At 67.2% G+C, this 21,628-nt stretch carries 23 protein-coding genes, 5 tRNA genes and 1 pseudogene; 7 read left to right on the top strand and 22 right to left on the bottom strand.

Features of this window, described 5'->3' with window-relative positions; genetic code table 11:
- Positions 1-139 precede the first annotated feature (139 nt).
- Positions 140-514 (top strand): hypothetical protein, encoded by a 375-nt coding sequence (locus Psi01_RS35840; protein WP_204068607.1) that lies wholly within the window; start codon positions 140-142, stop codon positions 512-514.
- A gap of 101 nt (positions 515-615) precedes the next feature.
- Here the strand turns inward: Psi01_RS35840 and Psi01_RS35835 are convergent, their stop codons facing one another.
- The 11 genes and pseudogenes from Psi01_RS35835 to Psi01_RS35785 form a co-directional block, all read right to left on the bottom strand.
- Positions 616-1,131, bottom strand: coding sequence for a DUF6069 family protein (locus tag Psi01_RS35835; RefSeq protein ID WP_275424638.1), 516 nt, complete (start codon positions 1,129-1,131; stop codon positions 616-618).
- Between the two features lie 21 nt (positions 1,132-1,152).
- Entirely contained in the window at positions 1,153-1,623 is a 471-nt protein-coding gene (locus tag Psi01_RS35830; RefSeq protein ID WP_204068605.1) for an SRPBCC family protein, read from the bottom strand.
- The gene (locus Psi01_RS35825) at positions 1,620-1,955 is read right to left on the bottom strand and encodes an ArsR/SmtB family transcription factor (protein WP_204068604.1); all 336 of its coding nucleotides are present in this window, start codon (positions 1,953-1,955) and stop codon (positions 1,620-1,622) included. The genes Psi01_RS35830 and Psi01_RS35825 overlap by 4 nt, the downstream gene beginning before the upstream one ends.
- Before the next feature lie 102 nt (positions 1,956-2,057).
- Positions 2,058-3,404, bottom strand: coding sequence for a dipeptidase (locus Psi01_RS35820; RefSeq protein WP_239128282.1), 1,347 nt, complete (start codon positions 3,402-3,404; stop codon positions 2,058-2,060).
- A 5-nt stretch (positions 3,405-3,409) separates the two neighbouring features.
- The gene (locus Psi01_RS35815; RefSeq protein ID WP_204068672.1) at positions 3,410-3,856 is read right to left on the bottom strand and encodes a hypothetical protein; all 447 of its coding nucleotides are present in this window, start codon (positions 3,854-3,856) and stop codon (positions 3,410-3,412) included.
- Positions 3,853-4,521: an amino acid permease gene (locus Psi01_RS44280; RefSeq protein ID WP_275424641.1), complete on the bottom strand. Its 669-nt coding sequence runs from the start codon at positions 4,519-4,521 to the stop codon at positions 3,853-3,855. Before Psi01_RS44280 ends, Psi01_RS35815 begins: the two co-directional genes overlap by 4 nt.
- 73 nt (positions 4,522-4,594) lie before the next feature.
- Positions 4,595-5,215, bottom strand: a pseudogene (locus Psi01_RS44645) (amino acid permease); the annotation flags it as partial.
- Positions 5,216-5,688: 473 nt separating this feature from the next.
- The gene (locus tag Psi01_RS35800) at positions 5,689-6,825 is read right to left on the bottom strand and encodes a M24 family metallopeptidase (protein ID WP_204068601.1); all 1,137 of its coding nucleotides are present in this window, start codon (positions 6,823-6,825) and stop codon (positions 5,689-5,691) included.
- 153 nt (positions 6,826-6,978) lie between these two features.
- A tRNA-Phe gene (locus Psi01_RS35795) sits at positions 6,979-7,047 on the bottom strand.
- Positions 7,048-7,167: 120 nt separating this feature from the next.
- Positions 7,168-7,632: a hypothetical protein gene (locus Psi01_RS35790; protein ID WP_204068600.1), complete on the bottom strand. Its 465-nt coding sequence runs from the start codon at positions 7,630-7,632 to the stop codon at positions 7,168-7,170.
- 407 nt (positions 7,633-8,039) lie between these two features.
- On the bottom strand, positions 8,040-8,195 hold the full coding sequence (locus tag Psi01_RS35785; RefSeq protein ID WP_204068599.1) for a hypothetical protein: 156 nt from the start codon (positions 8,193-8,195) through the stop codon (positions 8,040-8,042).
- A gap of 50 nt (positions 8,196-8,245) precedes the next feature.
- Between Psi01_RS35785 and Psi01_RS35780 the strand changes: the two genes are divergently transcribed.
- Complete coding sequence (locus Psi01_RS35780; RefSeq protein WP_204068598.1) at positions 8,246-8,830, top strand: hypothetical protein; 585 nt, start codon at positions 8,246-8,248, stop codon at positions 8,828-8,830.
- Between the two features lie 33 nt (positions 8,831-8,863).
- On the opposite strand, the gene Psi01_RS35775 is transcribed toward Psi01_RS35780, so the two are convergent.
- Positions 8,864-9,082, bottom strand: a complete 219-nt coding sequence (locus Psi01_RS35775; RefSeq protein WP_204068597.1) for a CPCC family cysteine-rich protein — start codon at positions 9,080-9,082, stop codon at positions 8,864-8,866.
- Positions 9,083-9,168: 86 nt separating this feature from the next.
- Here Psi01_RS35775 and Psi01_RS35770 point away from each other — a divergent pair, with 86 nt between their 5' ends.
- Positions 9,169-10,077 (top strand): hypothetical protein, encoded by a 909-nt coding sequence (locus Psi01_RS35770; RefSeq protein ID WP_204068596.1) that lies wholly within the window; start codon positions 9,169-9,171, stop codon positions 10,075-10,077.
- A 92-nt stretch (positions 10,078-10,169) separates the two neighbouring features.
- On the opposite strand, the gene Psi01_RS35765 is transcribed toward Psi01_RS35770, so the two are convergent.
- The 5 genes from Psi01_RS35765 to Psi01_RS35745 form a co-directional block, all read right to left on the bottom strand.
- Positions 10,170-10,964: a barstar family protein gene (locus tag Psi01_RS35765; RefSeq protein WP_204068595.1), complete on the bottom strand. Its 795-nt coding sequence runs from the start codon at positions 10,962-10,964 to the stop codon at positions 10,170-10,172.
- Between the two features lie 108 nt (positions 10,965-11,072).
- Positions 11,073-11,149: transfer RNA gene (locus tag Psi01_RS35760), tRNA-Phe, on the bottom strand.
- Between the two features lie 27 nt (positions 11,150-11,176).
- Positions 11,177-11,251 (bottom strand) — tRNA-Asp (locus Psi01_RS35755).
- Positions 11,252-11,358: 107 nt separating this feature from the next.
- Positions 11,359-11,431 (bottom strand) — tRNA-Glu (locus tag Psi01_RS35750).
- A 96-nt stretch (positions 11,432-11,527) separates the two neighbouring features.
- Positions 11,528-13,027 (bottom strand): metallophosphoesterase family protein, encoded by a 1,500-nt coding sequence (locus tag Psi01_RS35745; RefSeq protein ID WP_204068594.1) that lies wholly within the window; start codon positions 13,025-13,027, stop codon positions 11,528-11,530.
- 56 nt (positions 13,028-13,083) lie between these two features.
- Here Psi01_RS35745 and Psi01_RS35740 point away from each other — a divergent pair, with 56 nt between their 5' ends.
- Together Psi01_RS35740 and Psi01_RS35735 are read left to right on the top strand one after the other, a co-directional pair.
- On the top strand, positions 13,084-13,434 hold the full coding sequence (locus Psi01_RS35740; RefSeq protein WP_204068593.1) for a metallopeptidase family protein: 351 nt from the start codon (positions 13,084-13,086) through the stop codon (positions 13,432-13,434).
- Between the two features lie 180 nt (positions 13,435-13,614).
- Positions 13,615-14,910 (top strand): MFS transporter, encoded by a 1,296-nt coding sequence (locus Psi01_RS35735; RefSeq protein WP_204068592.1) that lies wholly within the window; start codon positions 13,615-13,617, stop codon positions 14,908-14,910.
- Between the two features lies 1 nt (position 14,911).
- Here the strand turns inward: Psi01_RS35735 and Psi01_RS43780 are convergent, their stop codons facing one another.
- On the bottom strand, positions 14,912-15,454 hold the full coding sequence (locus Psi01_RS43780) for a PspC domain-containing protein (protein ID WP_239128271.1): 543 nt from the start codon (positions 15,452-15,454) through the stop codon (positions 14,912-14,914).
- Between the two features lie 207 nt (positions 15,455-15,661).
- Between Psi01_RS43780 and Psi01_RS35725 the strand changes: the two genes are divergently transcribed.
- Positions 15,662-16,819, top strand: a complete 1,158-nt coding sequence (locus Psi01_RS35725) for an acyl-CoA dehydrogenase family protein (RefSeq protein WP_204068591.1) — start codon at positions 15,662-15,664, stop codon at positions 16,817-16,819.
- 129 nt (positions 16,820-16,948) lie between these two features.
- Here the strand turns inward: Psi01_RS35725 and Psi01_RS35720 are convergent, their stop codons facing one another.
- The gene (locus Psi01_RS35720; protein ID WP_204068590.1) at positions 16,949-17,581 is read right to left on the bottom strand and encodes a 3'-5' exonuclease; all 633 of its coding nucleotides are present in this window, start codon (positions 17,579-17,581) and stop codon (positions 16,949-16,951) included.
- A gap of 117 nt (positions 17,582-17,698) precedes the next feature.
- On the opposite strand from Psi01_RS35720, the gene Psi01_RS35715 reads away from it, so the two are divergent.
- Positions 17,699-17,774 (top strand) — tRNA-Lys (locus Psi01_RS35715).
- A 621-nt stretch (positions 17,775-18,395) separates the two neighbouring features.
- Here Psi01_RS35715 and Psi01_RS35710 read toward each other — a convergent pair.
- From Psi01_RS35710 to Psi01_RS35700, 3 genes are all read right to left on the bottom strand, one after another.
- The gene (locus Psi01_RS35710; RefSeq protein ID WP_204068589.1) at positions 18,396-20,519 is read right to left on the bottom strand and encodes a hypothetical protein; all 2,124 of its coding nucleotides are present in this window, start codon (positions 20,517-20,519) and stop codon (positions 18,396-18,398) included.
- A 333-nt stretch (positions 20,520-20,852) separates the two neighbouring features.
- Entirely contained in the window at positions 20,853-21,458 is a 606-nt protein-coding gene (locus tag Psi01_RS35705) for a tyrosine-type recombinase/integrase (protein WP_204068588.1), read from the bottom strand.
- Positions 21,448-21,628, bottom strand: a 181-nt coding sequence (locus tag Psi01_RS35700) for a hypothetical protein (RefSeq protein ID WP_204068587.1), incomplete at its 5' end; no start/stop codon positions are given. The genes Psi01_RS35700 and Psi01_RS35705, both read right to left, overlap by 11 nt.

Here is a 21,628-nt window from a genome sequence, read left to right as displayed (position 1 = left end):
GGCCGGCCGCGGGAACACGCGCGCCTGTGGCTGGAGAGGCCCGGGCTGGGATACATCCTGGCCGTCAGCCAGGATCTCGAACCCGAGCTGGACCGGATCGTGAACGGGGCCGCCCCCGCCGAGCCACCCCCCGTATCCGGTGAACCGGTCGACTACGTCGGCGTCACCTACCTGCCCCCGGCCTCCGGCGGGCACCCGGGACGGCACGCGGCTCGGCACCGGCTGGAGCGCGACGACCGGTCGCTGGTCGGACGGCCGCCGCGAGGTCGAGATCACCGTGGCCCGCGGCGCGGTGCTGCACACCAGCCAGTGGGTCAACGAGTTCCTGCGCGGGGAGCAGCGACAACCCGGCCGCGTGGGAAGGCACTCGGTGGCGATACGGACCACCGACTCAGCCGGTCGGCGCGGAGCCTTCCGGGAGAACCCCTACGTCGCCGTCCACGTCAAGGTCAGTCCCGATCTGGCCGGCGAACTGGACAAGATCGTGGAGGGCGTCCGCGACCCGGTCCGATGACCCGCCGCGACGCCCGCCGGCGGGGGCCGGGCGTCCCGGCCGGACAGTGGTGAACGCTGATCGAGGTTGGCCCGAGTGCGGGGACGTCGCCGTCCCCGCACTCATCCGGCGTCATGACCGGCGGACGCGGGCAGACCCGTCTCCACGGCGGGTGGATGCGAGGCGGTCCGTTCATCGCGGCGCCTGCGCAGTGTCAGCAGCCCGGCGACCGTCACGGGCACGAGTGCGACATGGCACGACGCTAACGTGATCTTGCTGGTGGTGTCGAAGTCGGCGGGAATCGTCATGATCAGGATGGTGCCGAGCGCCAGCGCCGGGGCGACGGCCAGTGCCGCGTTCACCACCCACGGCCAGATCCGTACGAGCGCCGCCACCAGGGTCATCCCCGCCAGCAGCGGCAGCACGGTGAAGCCGGTGACGGTGATCGCGTCGACCTCGGCCGGCACCCCCGAGGCGGTGAACCGGAAGTCGCCACCGGCGGCGCGCCCGAGCCCGTAGACGACGAGATTGAGGACCGCCGCGGCCGCCACGGTCGCGACGACGGTGAGAACTCTGCCGGGACCGTGCCTCTTCGAGCTCCCGGGTGTGTGATCGCGCGTGTCCTTCGACGGGTTCATGGTGACCGTCCGTTCCCTCCGTCAGGACCGGCCCCGCTCCCGCCGCAGGTACGCCTCGATCCGGTCGAGCGCTCCGACCCAGACCTCCTGCACGAAGAAGTCGCGCGTCTCCGACGTCGGGAACCCGCTCTGCACCACCGTGAGGAGCGTTCCGCCCTCGTGCGCCTCGAACGTGACCTCGACCTTGGTCGTCATGGTCATGCCGTCCGGGCTGCTGCCGACGGATTCGGTGACCAGGCGGTGCGGGCGGTCGATGACCAGGAAGGTCTGCGTCTCCCTGAACAGGGTGTCGGGATCCGGCCCCCACACCGCGGTCTGCCGTCCTCCGACGCGCAGGTCGACGTCGATCTCGACGATGCCGGGCTTCTCGTCGAGGATGCCGAACCAGATCTTCTGCTTCTCGGCGTCGGTGTAGGCGTCGAAGACGGCTTCCGGGCCGGCGGGCAGGACGCGGGTCATGCGCAGCTGATCGGTCTCGGTGTTCTGGGTCATCGGTCGTCTTCCTTGTTGAGAGTGAAGTAGGCGTCGAGGCCGTCGAGTCGGCGTTCCCAGAGCCGTTGGTAGAACCTGATCCAGGACATGGCGTCCTCCAGGCGTTCGGTTCCCAGGCGACATCGCCGCGATCGCCCGACCTTCTCCGTGGTGACCAGACCGGCGTTCTCCAGGACGTGCACGTGCTTCTTCATGCCGGTGAGCGACATGCCGAACGGTTCGGCCAGCTCGCCGATGGAGGCGGGCCCCTGGCCGAGCCGGATGAGGATCTGTCTTCGCGTCGCATCCGCCAGAGCCGCGAACGTCCGATCAAGGACCTCTTGCTGAACCATGTGGTTCACTATAAAACACTGAACCAGATGGTGCAATAATCGGCGCACCGGAGACCGGAAAGCCCCGCACGGTGATCCGTGCGGGGCTTTCCGTCCCCCGCCTCACCGGCCGACGGTCGCGTACCTCTGGAGGAACAGCGCCTCGGCCAGCGCCATGTTCGCGATCTCGCCGGGATCGACGCTCTCGTTCGGGGCGTGCATGAGGGTCAGGGGTTCCTCGACGCCCATCAAGATGATCTCCGCCTCCGGGTAGACGCCGGCGAACACGTTGCACAGCGGGATCGACCCGCCCTGCCCCAGAGTGGTCATCGGCGTACCGTAGGCGTCCAGCATTGCGCCGGCCATCGCCCGGTAGGCGGGGCCGTCGACGGATGCGAGGAACGGCGCGCCCTCCGCCTCCACCTCGGCCGAGACCCGGACGCCCCAGGGCGCCGCCGCCCGCAGATGTTCGAGGAAGGCGGCGCGGGCCTGATCGGGGGACATCCCGGGAGGGACGCGCAGATTGAGGCGTGCCGCCGTCCGCGGGACGATGGCCGCCGCCGACCCCACGACGGGCGGGCAGTCGATGCCCAGGACGGTCACGGCGGGACGGGCCCAGATCATGTCGGAGACGCTCCCGCTTCCCAGCAGCGAGACGCCTCCGAGCACGCCGACGTCCTGACGGAACTGCTCGGGCGGATAGGGGTCACCGGTCCAGACCTGACTGTTGTCCAGGCCCTTGACCATGGTGTTGCCCCGGTCGTCGCGCAGGGTCGCCAGCATCGCGATGAGAGCGGCCAGGGCGTCCGGCGCCGCGCCTCCGAACATGCCGGAGTGCACCTCGGACTCGAGCGCCTCGACCGTCACCACCACGTTGACCATTCCGCGCAGGCTCACCGTGACGGCCGGCCGTCCCACCGCGGCGTTGCCGGTGTCGCAGATCAGGATCGTGTCCGCGCGCAGCAGGTCGGCGTGGTCCGGCACGAAGGCCTCCAGGCCGCCGGTGCCCTGCTCCTCCGACCCTTCGACGACCAGCTTCAGGTTGACCGGCACGCTCTCGCCAAGGGCGCGGAGGGCGGTGAGGTGCATGAGGATGTTGCCCTTGCAGTCGGCGGCGCCGCGGCCGTACCAGCGCCCGCCGACCTCGGTGAGCTCGAAGGGCGGGGTGCGCCAGGCGGCCTCGTTCAGCGGAGGCTGTACGTCGTAGTGGGCGTACAGCAGCACGGTGGGCGCATCGGTGCCGGGACCCGGCCGGTGTCCCACGACGGCCTTGCTCCCGTCGGCGGTCTCCTCCAGCCGGGCGTCGGAGAAGCCCGCCTCGGCGAACTTGTCGCGGACCCATACGGCCGCCGCCTCGCACTCCTCGGGCGGGAACTGACGGGGGTCGGCCACCGACCTGATCGCGACGAACTCTGCGAGCTCCGCACGCGCCCGCGGCATCAACGCGGTGATTCTGTCCCGCATCTCCATCTCGCTCACGGCTTCACGACATCCTCGAACTTGAGATCCTGGACCGTCTGCTCGAACTCCGCGAGCTCGTCGGGGCAGTAGATCTGGAGGATGAGCAACTGCCCCTGGACGACCTTGCTGTCGGCGATGACCGGCCGTGCCCCCGGTCCCGCGGCGCCGTTGGCCAGCTGGCTGAAGAGCGCGCCCCTGGCGAGGGCGCTGCCCGGGTCCGAGCAGGTGGCTCCGCCGTCGTCCCCGAGGACTCCGACGATCTGCTCCTGCGAGGGGACGCGTACGGCACCGGCCTGCTGGAGCGCGGCTATGAGCTGGTCGGCCTTCGTCTGCGCCGTCTCCGTCGACTCGTTCGACTGGTAGATGAGCAGGGCCGTGAGCATCATGCCCGCGACCACGGAGGCGCCCAGGATGTAGACGACCATGCGCTGGAACCGCGTCGAATCCCGTGCGGCAGTCATGACGTACTCGCCTCCGGCTCCTCCGGCTGCTTCCACGACGGCTTGCGGAACCTGTGGAACAGGTACGGCACGAGCAGCCCGAGCCCCAGAGCTCCGCCGGCCACGATCAGGAAGTACACGCCGGGACTGCCCGAGCCGAACTGCGACGGCGGGATGAACCCGACCAGCAGCGCGGCCAGCGACGCGGCGAACCCGATCCCGCACATGCTGACCAGCATCGGCGCCCGGTACCCGCGCGGGTGGTCGGGCTGCTTGCGGCGCAGCCGGATCGCCGCCACGAACATCAGCAGGTACATGATCAGGTAGACCTGCGTCGTGATCACGGAGAAGATCCAGTAGGCGCTCGAGACGTCCGGGATGAACGCGTAGCACAGCGCGATCGCCGTGGTGATGAGACCCTGCGTGACCAGGATGTTCTGCTGGATGCCGTGCTTGTTCAGCCGCTGCAGGAACGGCGGCAGGTAGCCCTCCTGGCGGGAGATCAGCAACAGGCCCTTCGACGGACCGGCCAGCCAGGTGAGCATGCCGCCGAGTGAGGCCGTGACCAGCATGATGCCCACGATCGGGGTCAGCCACTGCGAGCCGAACTGGGCGAACACCGCGTCGAAGGCCTGCATCACGCCGGCGGTCAGCGAGAGCTCCTCGGCCGGCACCACCCAGCTGATCGCCAGCGCGGGGGAGGATGAAGATCAGCAGGACCAGCCCGGTGGCCAGGAAGATGGAGCGGGGGAACTCCTTGCGGGGATCACGCAGCGACGACACGTGTACGGCGTTCATCTCCATGCCCGAGTAGGACAGGAAGTTGTTCACGATCAGCACGAGGCTCGCGATGCCCGCCCACTCGGGCAGGATGTGGGCGGCGTCCATCGGCGCTGCCGACGGGTTGCCCTGCCCCAGGAAGACGATGCCCAGAGTGACCAGCACCGCGCCCGGTATGAGAGTCCCGATGATCAGACCGCCGCTGGCGAGGCCGGCCACGCCCTTCGTGCCGCGCGAGGAGACCCAGACCCCGGTCCAGTACGCCACCATGATGACGAAGGCGGTCCACACACCGCTGCTCGCGAGGTCCGGGTTGAAGACGTACGCCAGGGTGCCGGCCACGAAGCCGAGCAGGCTCGGATAGTAGAAGATCGTCATCGCGAACTGGCACCACACGGCCAGGAACCCCATGGGCTTGGAGATCCCCTCCGACACCCACTTGTAGACGCCGCCCTCCCACCCCGAGGCCAGCTCCGCGGAGACGAGCGACGTGGGCAGGAGGAACGCGATCGCCGGTACCAGGTACAGGAACACACATGCCAGCCCGTACACGGCCATCGTCGGAGACGGCCGCAGGCTGGCGACCGAGCTCGTGGTCATCAGCGCCAGGGCGACCCAGGAGATCCAGATCACCGTCGGCGCCCGGGTCCCGGCCTCCGCCCTGGACACCGGCTGCGCGACCGGCCTGTCCGCCGGCACGTCCGCGGTACTCATATCAGTCTCACTTCGTCCAGCCGATGCGGCCTTCCACCCGTCATGGCGGAACCCCTTCCGCCGACGGCGGACGTCCCGTTGAGTCTTCGCACCCTCATCGCCCCCTCAGTCACGGCGGAAAGGTGGATGCGATCACGGTAAAACGCCCTGTGACCACCTGTTCTCACCCGGAAGAGGTGACCTTTACGGGGGTAGGGTTCCGCCCCCCGGTACGGCTCCGCGGGGCGCGGCGGCCACGGCGCGATCGCGGCGGCGGGCCCGTCGCCGGAGCCGGATCACGCCGCGCTCTTACTCGCCCGGCTCACCGGCCGGGGCCGCATCACGCCGCCCTCTTGCTCGCTCACTCGACGATTACTCGCTCACTCGACGATCTGGAGGGCGTGGTCGGTGTTGTTGAACCGCCGACCCCCCTCGTCCGTGACGGTCACGATGTCCTCGATCCTGACGCCGAACCTGCCGGTGAGGTAGACGCCCGGTTCGATCGAGAAACACATGCCGGGGACGAGCGGCTGCTCCTCGCCTTCGACCATGTAGGGCGGCTCGTGCGTGGTCACGCCGATCCCGTGGCCGGTACGGTGGATGAACCGCTCGCCGTACCCGGCCTCCGTTATGAAGGCCCTGGCGACACGGTCGATCTCCTGGCACGTGACTCCGGGGCGCACGGCCTCGAAGGCGGCCTGCTGGGCGCCGCGGACGATGTCGTGCACCCGCCGCACCTCCGGGGCCGGCGCGCCGACGCACACCGTGCGCGTGGTGTCGGAGCCGTAGCCGTACATGAGCCCTCCGAAGTCCAGCACGACCGCGTCGCCGGGCTGGATCACCCGCTCTCCGGCCTCGTGATGGGGGTTGGCGCCGTTCGGACCGGAGCCGACGACGGTGAAGTCGACCTGCTCGTGCCCGGACTCACGCAGCAACGCCGCGAGGTCCGCTGCGACCTCGGTCTCGCGGCGACCGGCGAAGCGCAGCCGGATGACCTCGGTGTAGGTGCGGTCGGCGGCCGCACCCGCCGCGGCGAGCCGGCCGAGTTCGTTGGCGTCCTTGACCGCGCGGAGCATGGGCAGGCTCCGCGTCAGCGCGCGATAGCGCGACTTCGGCAGATGGTCCTGCAGGCCGAGCAGGTGGAGGGCCCACGCCGAATCCGAGACGCCGAACTCCCCCTCCGACGGCAGGAGCGTGCCCGCGACGCGGTACGGGTCGGCCCCGTCCGGCCAGTCGAGGATGTCCAGGCCGGAGGTCCCCTCGGCCGCCTCGGCGTCCGGCCTCTCAAGAGTGGGCACCAGCAGAGCCGGTTCCCGTTCGGAGGTCAGGACCAGCAGCGTCAGCCTCTCGGTGATCGCAGTCGGCCGGTACCCGGTCAACCACACGAGATCCGGCCCCGGAGCGACGAGGACCCCACCGAGCCCAGCCTCCGTCGCCGCAGCCACCACACGCGCCCTCCGCGCCTCGAAATCACGGGCGGTGAACGGGACGGGGGCGGGAGTCGTACTTGTCGTCATGGCACGTTCCCTCCGGACACCGTTGCTGTGACGGTTCCATGCTCATGACAGCGTGCGACGGCGAAAGACAGAGGAAACCACCCATATCGGGTGGGGCAACACATCAAAAGCCCCACACGGTGATCCGTACAGGGCGTTCTTGCTGTTCAGGTGTGGTGGTCAGAGGCGGAGTCGAACTGCCGACCTTCCGCTTTTCCGGCGGAGCAATCACCCCGGTCGCCTGCTCGGTCCCGAGGTCGGCGGTGCCGTACGGCTGCCGCCGTGTGCTCGTGGTGGCCGACGTTGTCGTCACCGCCGCCGTCATCCGACAAGGCTCGAAGCGCTCTGAAACCCGGCGCGGCATCAACACCAGCCCCCACCGTCCATAGAAGAGCTCACGTCCACGTCATAGTCGGCGTCGCGTTCCTCCTCACCCATCGACACCGAGAGGTGGAGATCACTGCCGCCGACCGACTTGACGAAGCAGCCCGTCTCTTCACCGTCCTCACCCAGCAAGGGCTCCCAACCATCCATGAACGCGACGTCCCGGTAGAAGGACAGCACATCGGCGCTCGGCCCCGAGGACCGATAAGACTGCCAGACGGTCACTATCCGGTCGTCATTGTCACAGTTGGAGTCGCGTTCTCCTTGGGGCGTCGCAGTCACCGGGTGGGCATCGAGGACACTGAGCCCGGCCAGAGCGGCGGCGAACCGGTCATCCTCGGCGGTACACCCATAGGTCAACACCAGGGAGGCGACAGGAGCGACCAGAAAGGCACCGGCCCCCACGCAGACGGCCGCAAGCACCGCGATCGCCGAACGCCTCATGATCATCAGCCTAGACATCCGCCCATCGGCCCGACAAGGTGTCAGCCCGGTAAGCGCGCCCTGGTCACGTTCGGATGCACCACAACCACGACGCCGTCCGCGACCACTTCATTACGGGTGAGAGCACGATTGTCCAGAACCGTCCACGGCCGACCTCTGGGCCTGGTCGGGCGAGGTCTCCGGGGCTCCTCAGTCCATGACCGTCTAGACCTGTTGCCAGCACTCGCGTTAGCAAGATCACGAATCAGGCCATCGTGAAGCGATCTCGATGCGGCCACGATGTGTCTTCGGTGAGGATCGACATCGTCTCAGCCACAAAGGATCAGCGGTTCACCTACCGACTCAGGACAGGATCTCCGACCGGAGTACTTCCTCTCACAAGATTCGATGGATCTCCGTGACATCGGCTAACCCGCCCGGTCCAGAGCGAAGAACCAGTCAACCGCCTCATGCTCAAGCCGGCGGTCGTCGACGAACTCAGCAGTCCACGCCCGGAACGCCTCATCCAGGTTCACGAGCGTGTTGTCCAGGTCGAAGAGCGCGAGCCGCTGCACGACCACCACCCTACGAGCAGAGGATGACGACAGTGGAAGATCGTCATTAGGGTGCTGCCATGAAGGTCGTCCGCCCGCCGGGATGGGGCTTCTTCACCGCGGTGGCGATCGCGGCGTTCACCAACCTGTGGTGGTCCAGCGTGCCCTTCCCATATCTCGAAGGAACGTTCTTCGGGTTCTTCGTCTGGGTGCCGCTCGGCCTGTACTGGCTCATCCGCCTGCTCCTGGCGGTGGGAACCCAGTGGCGCACCTGGTCGGTCAAACGGTCCCTGCGCTGGCTGGCGGCACCGCTCATCGTCGCAGGGGTGTGGGCTGCCATCCATCTGGATGTCTCCTTCGCGGTGCGCTTCGCGCTCTCCCGGCCCGGCATGCAGCAGTACGCGGAATCGATCATTGCGGGCGGCGAGCGCGCCGATCCCGGCTGCCGCTGGACGGGCCTGTACCACGTCTGCGGCCGCTATCTGGGCCAGAGCCTGGATGTCGCGCCTGCCGCCGCCGAGCTGTACATCAACGACGGGCCCCTGGCCTCGACGCGGTGCTTCGTCTGGGCACCCGGCGGCCGGCCCGCTTCCGAGGACTACGAGTACGGCCTCAGGCACCTGAGCGGCTCCTGGTGGGGATGCCGGGGATGGGACGGATGGTGATCACGATCTGGCTGTCTCGCCGCTGCAGTACCGTCACCGGCTCCCTTCCAGCTTCTGGTCCGTAGCTTGGAAGACGATCGCCCGCGACCGTCCAGACCTGTTGCCGGCATCGTGGTCGTCCTGCCCGTCGTCCTCCCAGAAGCACACCGGGCAGATCTCGTGCATGCCCCGCTGTCCAAGAGTGAGGAACCCGCAGAACGGACACGGATACGGCTCATCACGCTGCGGCCGGACGATGTCCACGAACGCCACGCGCACACGATAACGTCCCGGTCCAGAACCCATAGATCCGAGAGCTCCTCTACATCCTCCCGGTCGGCATACCTCCCCAAGATCCGGTGACCGAAAGGAGACCTCGGGACAGGAAGATCAGCAGTGCCTTTCCAGCGCGGAGGGGATCGAGGAGGACCACTCGGATGAAGCGATGGATCACCCCACTGGCCGTCGCGATGGCCGCATCCATCGCGGTCACCGGACTCGGTACCGCTGCGGGCGCTCAAACAGGCCCGATCAGTCCGGCCGACGCGCTCAAGCGTCAGCTCGTCGACGATCGAGGCGTGACCATGTCCAAGGTCACCACCTCGCGGATGGGCGCAGAGAAGCACAGTTCCCGGAGCAAGACTCGCACCGAGTTCGGCAAGGGCACGGTGACAGCCACCGATGTCAGACACATCGCCCGATCCGATGAGCCCCAGCCTCCCATGCGGTTCCTCACGTTCGAGGGCCGGACGTACTGCCAGGGCTGGATCTGTCCCGCTCCCGAGGGGAAGACCTGGGTCCTGTTCCACGAGGACGAGAAGACCCGTCCCTTCCTGAACGCCGGTGCGATCGATCTCGGTGATCCGGCCGCGTTGCAGGCGGTACTGGCCACGACCGAGACCAAGCGCGCTGGGGGCGTCTACGACGGCACCCGCACCATGATCCACCAGGGGACCGTCACCTACGCCCGGCTCTACGAAACCTCTCCCGCGTTCCGTGACCAGTACGGCAGGAAGCCGCCCGCCGGGAGAGATGCGAAGATCAAGGTCTCGTGGCGGATCTGGCTCGGTGAGGACCGACTGGCACGCAGAGTCCGGACCTCCTGGACCGAGTGGATCGTCAACGGCTCCGGTATCCGGATTTCCCATGTCCTCGACGCCCGCCTGACCGGCTGGGGCGCCGAGACCGACATCCCTGTCCCTTCCGCCGATGAGACGGCGGGACGGGACGAGTGGAGGGATTCCCAGGGAAGGGATTCCGTCTCCTGAACCTCGTCTCCGGGCGGCGAATCCGATCTGCGTGGAAGGGCGGGCACCTCGTCAGCGGGGTCCCGCCCCGGTGAGGATGCACCGGGCCGCGGTCACCTCAGCACGACATGCACATCATGCTCCGCGAAGATCTTCTGGATGACCTCGAAATAGGAGGGAGCGTCATCCGCCTCCCCCAAGGTCCTCGTCAGGGACTCCCGCGCAACCTGGGAGTCACTCCAGATCAGAGTGAACGGCGTCCTGGCTCCGAAGCGACCCGCCAAACAGTCGTCCAGCGCATCGAGATTCCAGCCGAAGTAGCCTCCGGGCCCGTTTATCGCCTCTCCGATCGCAAGATAGAAGGCCGCCTCATCGGTGACGTGGGTTCCATCGAGGTGGTACACGCATCCGGGCGGACGATCGGGTACCCCGGCCCTTCGGAAACTGCTGCGGCCGACGATGGTCAGCCATTCCCGCCTGCCCTCCGGCCCGTACGGCGCCCACTGGTTGAGCCGATCAGGCCGAGCCGAACGCCAGCGCTCCCAGACATCACGCCCGCCGGCCGACGGACTGTCGAATCCCCGCAGAGCGATGATGTCCACCCGCTCGGGATCGAGTCGCGAGGATCGCCACTCGATGATCTCGCCCATCCAGAAGTCCACGAGCGGCTCCCCTGCCACGTCCAGCATCCGGAGCCGTAGCGAGTCCAGGGGATTCCTCCGGCGATAGCGCTCGGATCCCTCAAGGTGATCACGTAAGCGCTGAGCAGGAAGGCATCCCAGGACCTCTACTGTGAGATCCTCATCGCTCTCCGCCGACTCGACGAAGACGCCCTCTGCATTGAGACAAGCCCCAAGAACCTGATCATCCTCATCGAGCAGAAGGAACTTCGGCTGGACGGAACCCATGCGCCCATCCTCACCCAGGATCAAGGACGTTGCCGTCAGCGTCGCTGTCACTGGAGATCAAAAAGCCCCGCACGGTGATCCGTACGGGGCGTTCTCGCTCTTCAGGTGTGGTGGTCAGGGGCAGGGTCGAACTGCCGACCTTCCGCTTTTCAGGCGGACGCTCGTACCAACTGAGCTACCTGACCTGGGCGGTGAATGAACACCCACCAGAGCGGTCCTGACGGGACTTGAACCCGCGACCTCCACCTTGACAGGGTGGCGAGCACTCCAAACTGCTCTACAGGACCTTGCTTTGGTCGGGAGTTTTCGCTCCCGTCCTTCTTGCCTTGCTTAGCTTACCAGCTCTTCGGAGGCCTTCGACCTGCCGTTTCCCTGGCGAGCTTTCGCTCGGCCGTGCCCCCAACGGGATTCGAACCCGTGTCGCCGCCTTGAAAGGGCGGTGTCCTAGGCCACTAGACGATGGGGGCTCAGGACATGCGTCCCGCTGCCGTTGCCGTCTTCCGCTGGAGACCTCTGAAGCATAGGGGACATTCGCCCCCGATGCCAAAGTGGTTTCCCTCGACTCACGGCGTAGCGGTGCCGGCGGTCGGACCCGTCGGAGACGGGCTGATCGTCGGCTCCGGAGAAATTGTACGCCCAGGGTCGTTCTCGAGGTGACGCTGGATCTGCACCGACTGCTCTCCGAGCCCTCCGAGAGTGATGTCGTCCCAGGCCCGGAGCCTGCGCGTCTCCTTGTCGAAGTACAGAACCGAGGCCATGACCGGCGTGGGCTCGTCGTGTTCGAGGGCTCGCAGACCGGCGCCGCCGGTGGAGCCCTGGACGAGCACTCGGGTGCCGGAGGGCAGCAGCTCGGTGGAGCGCGCGTGGGAGTGACCGGTCAGGACCATAGGGGTCGAGCCCGAGAAGCCCTTGGCGATCGTCGGGTCGTGCACCGCCACGAGGTCGATCGGCTCGGCGGCCTGCGTGAGCCGTGCGGCGTGCTGCCGGCCGAGGGCGGCCAGGGACTCGAGGTTGGAGTCGACCGCCACGGACTTGTCGGGGGTGAAGCGGGGATCTCCGAGACCGTAGATGCGCAGCCCGGCGACGGTCTTGGACGTGCCGTCGAGGACGATCGCGCCCTTCTGCCTGGCCACGGCCCGCTGGGTGGCCTTGGAGTCGTGGTTTCCGCGCACGAAGACGTACGGGACGCCGAATTCGCTGATCTCCTTGACGAAGTTGTCCTCGGGGCCGGTGCCGTGGTCGGTGATGTCCCCGGTGTCGACGATCACGTCGATCCTGAACTGGGCGGTGATCGAGCGGATGAGGTTCCAGGCGATCAGGTTCAGGTGGATGTCCGAGACGTGCAGGACCCGGATCGCGGTGGGGTCGGAGTCGTAGACGGGCAGCGCCGAGACCGTGTCGTACAGCTGGGAGACGTTGTTGACCAGCTTGGCCAGCTGCCCCCGATAGGTCTCGAACTTCGTCACGATCGACTCGGCGTCGCCGACCAGGGACGGCGCTCCGGCGAGCAGGCCGGTGTACTCCGGCTCCACCACGGCGTCCGGCCGGTACGTCACGATCGTCGCCGTGCCGATGCCCGCGATCATGACGACGGCGCTCAGCAGGCCGGCCAGGGCGGCGCGGGGACGGCGGAAGACGATCAGGCAGCCGATCAGGCCTCCCGCCAGGCCGCAGAGGATGACCCGCAGGATCAGCCGGCCGACGCCGTCGCTCAGCTCCTGCTCCAGCACCTCGGGGAGCCGGTCGGCGAGCCGGGGATCGTCGATCAGGGCCTTGATCCGCTCGGTGTTGATGTTCTCCAGGGTGGCGCGCAACCGGATGGGCGCGTCATGGGTGTCGAACTTGAGCGTCCCGAGCGGGTGGGCGTCCACGACGGTCTCCCCCGTCAGGGACAGCTCCGCCGACATGCCGGCCTCGACCGGCCCCACCACGGCGCGCACGGGGCCGGCGAGGCTGATTCCCAGCCACGCTCCCGCCAGGGCGACGGCGACGACCGTCACAGCTCTGGCGACCCGCCCCGACACCAGCCCGCGAGCCTTCTGGGTCCAACGCGTGAGATTCATGCACCTCAGTCCCTACCCATTTCCAGAGATCCGGTTACCCGGAAAAGAGGGGCAGAATGGCAGGTGTGATCGAGGTCTCGAGAGAGAAGTTCGAGGAGCTCGTGGCCGAGGCACTGGACACGATCCCCCCGGAACTGACGAAAGTCATGGACAACGTGGTCGTGGTGGTCGTGGACGACCCGCCGGAGCCGGACCTGCTGGGCCTCTACACCGGCATCCCGCTCACCGAACGGGGTGAGTGGTACGCCGGGGTGCTGCCCGACCGGATAGAGATCTACCGCAACTCGATCTGCGCGATCTGTGACACCGAAGATCATGTGGTGGAAGAAGTGCAGATAACGGTCGTTCACGAGATAGCGCATCATTTCGGCATTAGCGATGAGAGACTGCACGAACTCGGCTGGTAATCACCGGTACTCAAGGCCGCATCCCCCATCACCGCACCTCATGACCGATATTTCCTGATCTGGAATTACAGCTTGCATGAGGTTGGTCACTTCGGGTTGCGAACCGGCGCTCCAACGGGCACCGTAGGTTACACAGTGGATACACGGGGTCAGGTTCGCCTGCCAGCTCAGCGGAGTCTTATGGCTGCCACCAGGTCCGGGCGGTCGACCGGGCGGCATCGTCGTCCGGCCGAACAGCGGGCGACCTACGGCGAAGTCCTCGCCGTCGGGGAGTTCCGCGCGCTGTGGGCCGGTCAGGCGCTCTCGCTGCTCGGCGACCAGCTCTCCCGGGTGGCCCTGTCCGTGCTGGTCTTCCAGCGGACCGAGTCCCCGCTGGCCACCGCCTCGGTCTACGCGCTGACCTACCTCCCGCCGATCATCGGCGGGCCGCTGCTGGCGGGTCTGGCCGACCGCTACGCCCGCCGCCGTGTCATGGTCGTCTGCGACCTGCTGCGCGCCCTCATGGTCGCGCTCATGGCGATCCCAGGCACCTCGTTCGCCGCCCTGTGCGCCCTGGTCTTCTGCGTGGTGCTGCTCAGCGCGCCCTTCTCCGCCGCCCGGGCCGCGCTCCTTCCCGAGCTCCTCGAGGGCGATCGCTACGTCGCGGGCTCGGCCCTGCAGAACATGACCAACCAGGCGGCGCAGATGCTCGGCTTCGCCGTCGGCGGCGCCCTGATCATGGGGATGGGACCGTACCGCGCCCTCGCCCTGGACGCGGCCACCTTCATGGCCTCCGCGCTGATCCTGATGTCCGGGGTACGGCGGCGCGCGGCGCCCCTGCGCGGCGACGCCAACCGTCCTTCGATGTGGACGATGACGAGGGCCGGGGCCAGGCTGGTCTTCGGCGACCCGCGGCTGAGGATCCTGGTGCTCTTCGCCTGGCTCTGCGGCTTCTACGTGCTTCCCGAGGGCATCGCGGCCCCCTACGCCGCGACGCTGACCGACGACCCCCGGCAGATCTCGTTCGTCGCCGGCCTGCTCATGGGCGCCATGCCCGCCGGGACGGTGGTGGGCGCCTTCCTGTTCAGCCGCTACGTCAGCCCCTCCAAGCGCCTGCGCGCGATGGGCTGGATGGCGATGCTGACCTGCGCCCCGCTGATCGCCTGTGCGATGCGGCCGCCGCTGGCCGTGGTGCTGGTCCTGTGGTTCGTCTCGGGCATCGGCGGCGCCTACCAGCTCGCCGCGAACGCCGCGTTCGTGCAGTGCGTGCCCGCCGAACGGCGCGGCCAGGCCTTCGGGCTCGTCCAGTCCGGCCTGCTGGCCGCTCAGGGGATCGGCATCTTCGTCGGCGGCGCCGCGGCCGACGAGCTCGGTCCCGAACCGGTGGTGGCACTGGCCGGCGCGGCGGGTCTCTTCGTCGCCGCCGCGCTGGCCATGCTGTGGACAGAATCTCGCAAGGACATCATCAGGAGGGTTCGCACGACGGCGACCGCCTGACTCAGGCCTGCGGCTTGGGCTCGTCGTCGCCCCGCGGGGCCTGCGGGGTGGCGTACCGCGGGGGCTCGGAGCCGGCGTACGGCGAGACCGGGTCCCGGTAGTCGGGGTAGGACGCCGGCGGGTCCTGGTGCGTGGGGTAGGACACGCCCTGGTGGCCCTGGTGGCCCTGGGGGCCCTGGTGCGGCGCGGCGGTCCGGTCGTTGTGGGTGGCCCGGGCCCAGCCCTGCTCGGCCTTGGCCAGCCCCTCGCGCCAGCCGCGCTCGGCCTTGGCCTTGGCGTCCAGCCAGGTCGGGTTGTCCTTGTTGTTCTCGATCAGGTCCTGCACGATCGACCTGTCCTTGCCCTCCTCGGGCAGCAGGAGCCAGCCGATCGCGTACAGGGCCACTCCGAGACCGCCGAAGATGGTGGCGACGGCGAGGATCGCGCGGATGATGTTGGGGTCGATCCCGACATAGCGGCCGAGGCCCGCGGCCACACCCGCGACGATGCGTCCGTCCCTGGTCCGGCGGAGCTGCTTGACGCCTGAGAAGTCGTTTTCGTTCATATCCTCAGACTGCCCTGCGGCGGGGTCGCGTCACATCGGGATTCCCCCTGGCCGAACCCTGACACCCCCGCAATACCCTGACAGGGCCACCACCGACCCGGCCCGGGATCCGGCCGGCCGTACGACCTCGGCAGGATCATCCCGTACGGCCCCGGCAGGGTCGCCCGCACGGCCTCGGCAGGGTCACCACGGACGAGAGGAACCCTCATGGACGATCTCCTGCGCATCGACGACGTGCTCTCCGAGGAACAGCGCCTCATCCGCGACACCGTCAAGGGGTTCGTCTCCGACCGGATCCTCCCCCACGTCGGCGACTGGTTCGAGGACGCCGTCTTCCCCGCCCGCGAACTCGCCCCGGTCCTCGGCGAGCTCGGCCTGCTCGGCATGCACCTGGAGGGGTACGGCTGCGCGGGCCTGGACGCAGTCTCCTACGGCGTCGCCTGCCGCGAGCTGGAGGCCGGCGACTCCGGCCTGCGCTCGTTCGTGTCGGTCCAGGGCTCGCTGGCCATGTTCCCCATCTGGAAGTACGGCTCCGCCGAGCAGAAGGAGGAGTGGCTGCCCCGGATGGCCTCCGGCGAGGCGATCGGGTGCTTCGGGCTGACCGAGCCCGACCACGGCTCCGACCCCGCCGGCATGCGTACCCACGCCAAGCAGGACCCCTCCGGGGACTGGATCCTCAACGGCTCGAAGATGTGGATCACCAACGGCTCCGTCGCCGACGTCGCCGTGGTGTGGGCCCAGACCGACGAGGCCGTCCGCGGCTTCGTCGTCCCCACCGACACGCCCGGCTTCTCCGCTCCCGAGATCCACAAGAAGATGTCCCTGCGCGCCTCGGTGACCTCCTCCCTGTACTTCGACGACGTCCGCCTGCCGGCGTCGGCCGTACTGCCCGAGGTCCGCGGGCTGAAGGGTCCCCTGTCGTGCCTGTCGGAGGCCCGCTTCGGCATCCTGTGGGGCGTCGTCGGCGCCGCCCGCGCCTGCCTGGAGTCGGCCGTCGACTACGCCAAGACCCGCGTCCAGTTCGGCAGGCCCATCGGCGGCTTCCAGCTGACCCAGGAGAAGCTCGCCTGGATGTACGTCGGCCTCGGCCAGGCCCAGCTCACCGCGCTCCACCTGGGCCGCCTGAAGGATCTCGGGGAGATCACCCCGCGCCAGATCAGCTTCGGCAAACTGGCCAACGTCCGGGCCGCCCTGGACATCGCCCGCCAGGCCCGCACGGTCCTCGGCGGCAACGGCATCACCCTGGAGTATCCGGTGATCCGCCACATGAACAACCTGGAGTCCGTACTGACCTACGAGGGCACCCAGGAGATCCACACGCTGGTGCTCGGCGAGGCGCTGACGGGCATCCCGGCCTACCGGTGAGACCGGTGAGACCCGCGGACGGGGCCGCGGGATCGGGAGCCATGTGATCGGTCCGGGCCATGTGATCGGTCCGGGCCATGCGGCCGGTCGGGGCTACGCGATCGGCCTGGGCTATGCGGCCGGTCGGGGCTACGCGATCGGCCGCCGGCGGGCCTCCCGCTGCGGCAGTCCGCAAGGACGCCATTCGGGAGCCTGCGCCGCCCTGTCCAGCCGGTCCTGCCAGGAGCCGCCCTTCCGCAGGAAGGAGCGGAACAGCTGGGCGGTGGCGCGGGCGTCGACCAGCGCGGCGTGCGCGTTCACCAGGGGAACCTCCGCACGCTCACAGCAGGCGGCCAGAGTCCACTTGCCGTGGGGCAGGAACTCCGGAGCGAGCCGCTGGGTGCACAGCGTCTCCGTCACCCAGTGGCTCCCCGGCAGAGCCTTGAGGAAGCGCAGATCGAACGGGGCGTTGTGCGCCACCAGAACACGCCCGGCGACGCGGCTCCAGATCTCGTCCAGCACCTCGTGGATGACCGGCGCCCCCTCGACCATCGCCCGGGTGATGCCGTGGACGTGCACGGCCCCCGTGTCCCGGCGCGGGTCGACCAGCGAGTGCCACTCGTCGACGGTCTCGCCCTCACCGTCCAGCGAGATCAGGGCGATCTCACATATCCGGTCCCCCTTGGCCGGCGAGAAGCCCGTCGTCTCCACGTCGACCACGACATAACCGCCCCGCGCGGACTCACGAAGGGAGCCGTCCAGCTCCGGTCCAGATCTCGTCACACCCCCCACTGTAGGAACTATCCCGCCCTCCCACCCGCCGCTCAAGTGAACAGACGCCCTCTCCCGCACCTGGCAACGGACGTCGGCGGACACTATCCTCGGTACGCTGTCTCAAGCGGGGCGTTAGCTCAATGGTTAGAGCTGCGGACTTTTAATCCGTAGGTTCTGGGTTCGAGTCCCAGGCGCCCTACCACTCGCACCCCGTCTGACCTGCTATTTCTCGGTCCAGACGGGCTCTGCGCGAGCCGGAGATCAGCGATGTTCGCTCCATGTTTGCTCGCGGGCACAGACCGGGCACACAGGTAGATCGTTTAGAGCCGTTCCTTCAGGTAAGACCCCGGAAACGGGCATCGGAAGACCAAGACAGAAGACCCTAACGGGCCGTTATCCCAGAGAAGACCATGCCGACACCCAACAGATAACAGGCCTGCCGATCTGCGGTAACGAAAAATCCGCTGTGGCTTCCGATCTGCTCACGGGAACCCTCATCTGGGTCTCCCTGCCGCAACTTCACCGCCCTGTGCACCACCGTCTTCTTCAGCGACCCTGCCTCAGCGTGGGGCTGGCCATTCGAAAGTCGGCGGGGTTCCTCAAGCCCTTCGTCGGTGCCAGGCTAATGGCGTTCCAGTGCCGCGGTTCCGACAGCCTGTACGAGCAGGCACAGACGACGGCAACCATGATGGCGTCATAGGCACAACCGGAGATCAGGATGAAGTCGTGGATCAGGGCGATCGCCGGGCCTAGATAGCCTCACAGCAGTCACGACCGATTCTCGAACACTCCGAGGAGAATTCGATACCTACAAGGTCATGCGCTACATCTGGCCTCTTGCCCGTTCGGTGACTTCCGCCAGCCACTGACCGCTGTCCACCAGATTCTGCCGCTGCTCAGGGTCTATCGCCTCACCGAGACGCATGACCAAGCGCATCCCCTCCTTCAGCAGAGCTTGTGCGCCGTCGATGCGATCAGCACGCTCCGCCTCCTGCAGTTGATCGATGATCTCCTGGAGTCGGGCCTCTCCCATCGATGCAGATGTCGCTGTTGGCGAAACCGGCGCATCCAAAGCCGGAGACGACGCCAACTCTTGTGTCAGGAACCTGCTCAACCACCGGTCATGTTCAGCTAGCAGTCGCTCCTCATACCCGAGATCGCGGCCCTGGCTGCGACCGTCTTGAATGACAGCGCGAAGCTCTTCAACCGCGTTCCGCACCATCGGCATGTTCCCTGTCGACTTGGCTCGATTGATTCGCTTGTTGAGGGAGGAACACGCTCTCATGATCTTCCAGGCCGACTGAACACTGGCCTCTGGCCCCTGGCGACAGAGCCGCCGGAACGTTTCGACATCCTTGATCAGCTTTTGGAGATCCGGGCGTACGGCTGCCTCGGACGCCATCAGTTCAGCGTTGTCTTCGAGCAGTTCCGAAATGCGCTGATAGTTCCTTTTGCCGCCCGCCCCTCGCAGCTGCGCGAGTAGCAGGGCGAGCTCATGCCGCACTGGATCCATGGACGCCCGGACAGGTTCCTCCTTCGGTGTACCGGTCTTTGCTGTCATCACCTCTTGCCGGGTAGGGACGATTTGCTGGCGCGCGGGGTCCTCATTCGACTCTTGGGTCTGCATCTTCGCATGCGCCCAACGATCGATCTCGATGACTTTCGTACGTTCATTTCGGAATTCTCGACGGTTCAGTTCATTCAGAAGGATCCGGTTGGCCTTGAGCAGGGCCAGAACCATGTGGCGATCACCTGCTTTTCGGGCCTTGCGCAGCTCAGCGATTAGCGTCGTCAGCCTATGTCTGATCAGCTCATCCGATCCGCGGGTTCCGCCGGCTTGCTTAGGCTCCACCCCACTCGTCTCCTCAAAGGAAGACGGAGCCAGCTTCGACGTCTGGGCCGAATTCCGCTCGGGTACCCCGATCGGACTAATGGGGGTGAGTCCCGTACTGAAGATCGTCCACGCTGGGGCGAGTTGTCCTTCCCGGCTGACGACATCGACTGAGGCCGGTTCGACCAGCGAGTACGGCTCACCAATGACAAGATCAAGGCGGCCGGAGACTATAAGGCGGGCATTGATCGGCTCGCTTTCACCGATAATGACGTTGATCGCCGCGACATGGGAGTTGGGCGGGATCTTCGCTCCTGAGACCGGCCTGGTGGTTGCCTCCTGAGGGCGAATGACGATGTCCTTGACTGCCAGCGGAAACCCTGGCAGTACCGCAGTGCGTTTGCCTGTCAGCAGTTGACCTCTGGCGCGAACCTTGCGCAGGAGCGGGGTGACGAGTCCTTTATCGGTGATCTCGCAATCGTGCAGGCTGTTCCACTCGAGGTCGCCATCGCTGGTTTCTGTGCCGATCGTGACGGCTCGCGTGCCGTTCATCCCCTCCTCACAACGAACCCGCAGCGCATAGCCATCTCGCTCCAGCAGGTACCTGCCAGTCCTGGTCGCCGTGGGACCGACGATCCAATCCACGTGCCCGAACTGAGCGCGCAGAACTTCGTCTCGCTCCTCCCACTCGGCAGGTGTGAGGTTGACGAACTGGACCTTGATGGCGGATCTGCTCTGGCGACGACGCACGAGAAGGTCGGTGCAGCGCTCCTTGTCCATCCGACCGTCGAAGCGCTGCTGCTCTCCTATGCAAGATGCCAAGCCGCGATGAATGAAGAGGTGGTCCGCGCTATCGATCCCGCCCCGGCGCTCACAGTCAGGAGCCAGCCCCTTCGGATCGGGAAGATGCGCAAAATGGCAGACCCGATCACCATAGAGCTTGCCTGTGAGGCGCCATCCACAGCCCCCGAGCCACACGCCGCAGTAGAACACCTTCCCGCGATACCGGGACAGATACCATTCCGCCTCCTTCCTGTCTGTCGGCAGGGAGAGCGGATGATCGGAGTCAGGGCTGCCAAGTACCGCGGTCTGCACCCGGCGGTTGTCTGGGGTCATACGTCCTCTCGAAGAGCTTGCAGCGTGTGGGGATCTTGCAAGCTAGAGCCTAGATCTGGTCTACGGCGAGGCCGGCTGCCTCAGCAACTGGAGAGCTCGAACTTGCGAACCACGGATTCCTCCCGAACAAGAGATCCGGCTGCTACACACCAAGCAGCGCTCTGCAGGCTTTCTACTCCCAATCAACCTGTTTGGGGTAGTTTATGACAAAACATCCGTTCTGTGCATGCCGTTCAGAGGCGCAGCAAGTGCGGTCGAGGGGTTGATAGGGCTACTCAGCGACAAGGTCCGCTGGCGTGTCCCCCAGCGGACCTTGTCGCTTACCTGAGTCGATCAGCTGCTTGTTCTCCCTGCTGGGCTTAGCAGCATGGCCCGCCGTACCTCCGGCATTGCGGGACCTGTAGTAATGAGGGCGGCGGTGGACTCAGCTGCGGCTTGAGCTACTTCCGGATAGACGCTGGTGTAGGTGTCGCGGGTGAAGGTGGACGAGACATGGCCGAGGGTTTCCTGGACCACCTTCAGCTCCACCCCGGCGGCCAGCATCAGCGAGGCCGCGCCGTGGCGCAGATCGTGCAGCCGGACCGGGGGCAGTCCAGCCTGGTAGGCCAGCCAGTAGAACTGGTCGGTCACCTGCTGGGGGTGCAGCGGCTGGCCACGCTCGTCGGTGAAGACGAATCCGCTGTCGGCCCAGGCCTCCCCGGCCGCGAGTTGCTCGGCGGCCTGGCGTTTGCGGTGGGTCTTGAGCACCTTCACGGTCTCGGTATCCAGGGCGATAGTGCGGTCGCTGGCGTCGGTCTTGGGTTTGCCCTGCACCGGCTCCCAGCCGAGCTGGGTGATCTGCCAGTGCACCCCGGCGGTGCCCGCGGCCAGATCGAGGTCCTTCCAGCGCAGCCCGACCTGCACCTGCCGAAAATTACATCCGTGCAGTTCAAGCGGCATGTGAGTACTCGTGGAGGACTCCGCCGAGCCGGTCCCGTCTGCGTACGCTCAGCTCGGTGATCCGCATCGGATCCGTGATCGGGTCCGGAACGGTGCACAGCGGGGCCGCTTGTTCCAGGGCCTGATGGGCGCGGTGCCGGTTGTAGAACCGCTCGTACTCACGAAGGGCA

This window comes from Paraplanobispora siamensis (genome assembly GCF_016863175.1).
Classification (GTDB): Bacteria; Actinomycetota; Actinomycetes; order Streptosporangiales; family Streptosporangiaceae; genus Planobispora; species Planobispora siamensis.
The sequence above is the reverse complement of the archived record's forward strand: the minus strand, read 5'-3'. Positions and strand labels throughout refer to the sequence as shown.

Bases quoted from the DNA above. Each gene is read 5' to 3' on its own strand.
- Psi01_RS35815 (WP_204068672.1), bottom strand. From the start codon at position 3,856: ATGACTGCCGCACGGGATTCGACGCGGTTCCAGCGCATGGTCGTCTAC.
- Psi01_RS43780 (WP_239128271.1), bottom strand. From the start codon at position 15,454: ATGAACGAAAACGACTTCTCAGGCGTCAAGCAGCTCCGCCGGACCAGG.
- Psi01_RS35740 (WP_204068593.1), top strand. From the start codon at position 13,084: ATGGCAGGTGTGATCGAGGTCTCGAGAGAGAAGTTCGAGGAGCTCGTG.
- Psi01_RS35745 (WP_204068594.1), bottom strand. From the start codon at position 13,027: ATGAATCTCACGCGTTGGACCCAGAAGGCTCGCGGGCTGGTGTCGGGG.
- Psi01_RS35825 (WP_204068604.1), bottom strand. From the start codon at position 1,955: ATGGTTCAGCAAGAGGTCCTTGATCGGACGTTCGCGGCTCTGGCGGAT.
- Psi01_RS35820 (WP_239128282.1), bottom strand. From the start codon at position 3,404: ATGGAGATGCGGGACAGAATCACCGCGTTGATGCCGCGGGCGCGTGCG.
- Psi01_RS35830 (WP_204068605.1), bottom strand. From the start codon at position 1,623: ATGACCCAGAACACCGAGACCGATCAGCTGCGCATGACCCGCGTCCTG.
- Psi01_RS35705 (WP_204068588.1), bottom strand. From the start codon at position 21,458: ATGCCGCTTGAACTGCACGGATGTAATTTTCGGCAGGTGCAGGTCGGG.
- Psi01_RS35790 (WP_204068600.1), bottom strand. From the start codon at position 7,632: ATGAGGCGTTCGGCGATCGCGGTGCTTGCGGCCGTCTGCGTGGGGGCC.
- Psi01_RS35780 (WP_204068598.1), top strand. From the start codon at position 8,246: ATGAAGGTCGTCCGCCCGCCGGGATGGGGCTTCTTCACCGCGGTGGCG.
- Psi01_RS35765 (WP_204068595.1), bottom strand. From the start codon at position 10,964: ATGGGTTCCGTCCAGCCGAAGTTCCTTCTGCTCGATGAGGATGATCAG.
- Psi01_RS35725 (WP_204068591.1), top strand. From the start codon at position 15,662: ATGGACGATCTCCTGCGCATCGACGACGTGCTCTCCGAGGAACAGCGC.
- Psi01_RS35835 (WP_275424638.1), bottom strand. From the start codon at position 1,131: ATGAACCCGTCGAAGGACACGCGCGATCACACACCCGGGAGCTCGAAG.
- Psi01_RS35710 (WP_204068589.1), bottom strand. From the start codon at position 20,519: ATGACCCCAGACAACCGCCGGGTGCAGACCGCGGTACTTGGCAGCCCT.
- Psi01_RS35800 (WP_204068601.1), bottom strand. From the start codon at position 6,825: ATGACGACAAGTACGACTCCCGCCCCCGTCCCGTTCACCGCCCGTGAT.
- Psi01_RS35735 (WP_204068592.1), top strand. From the start codon at position 13,615: ATGGCTGCCACCAGGTCCGGGCGGTCGACCGGGCGGCATCGTCGTCCG.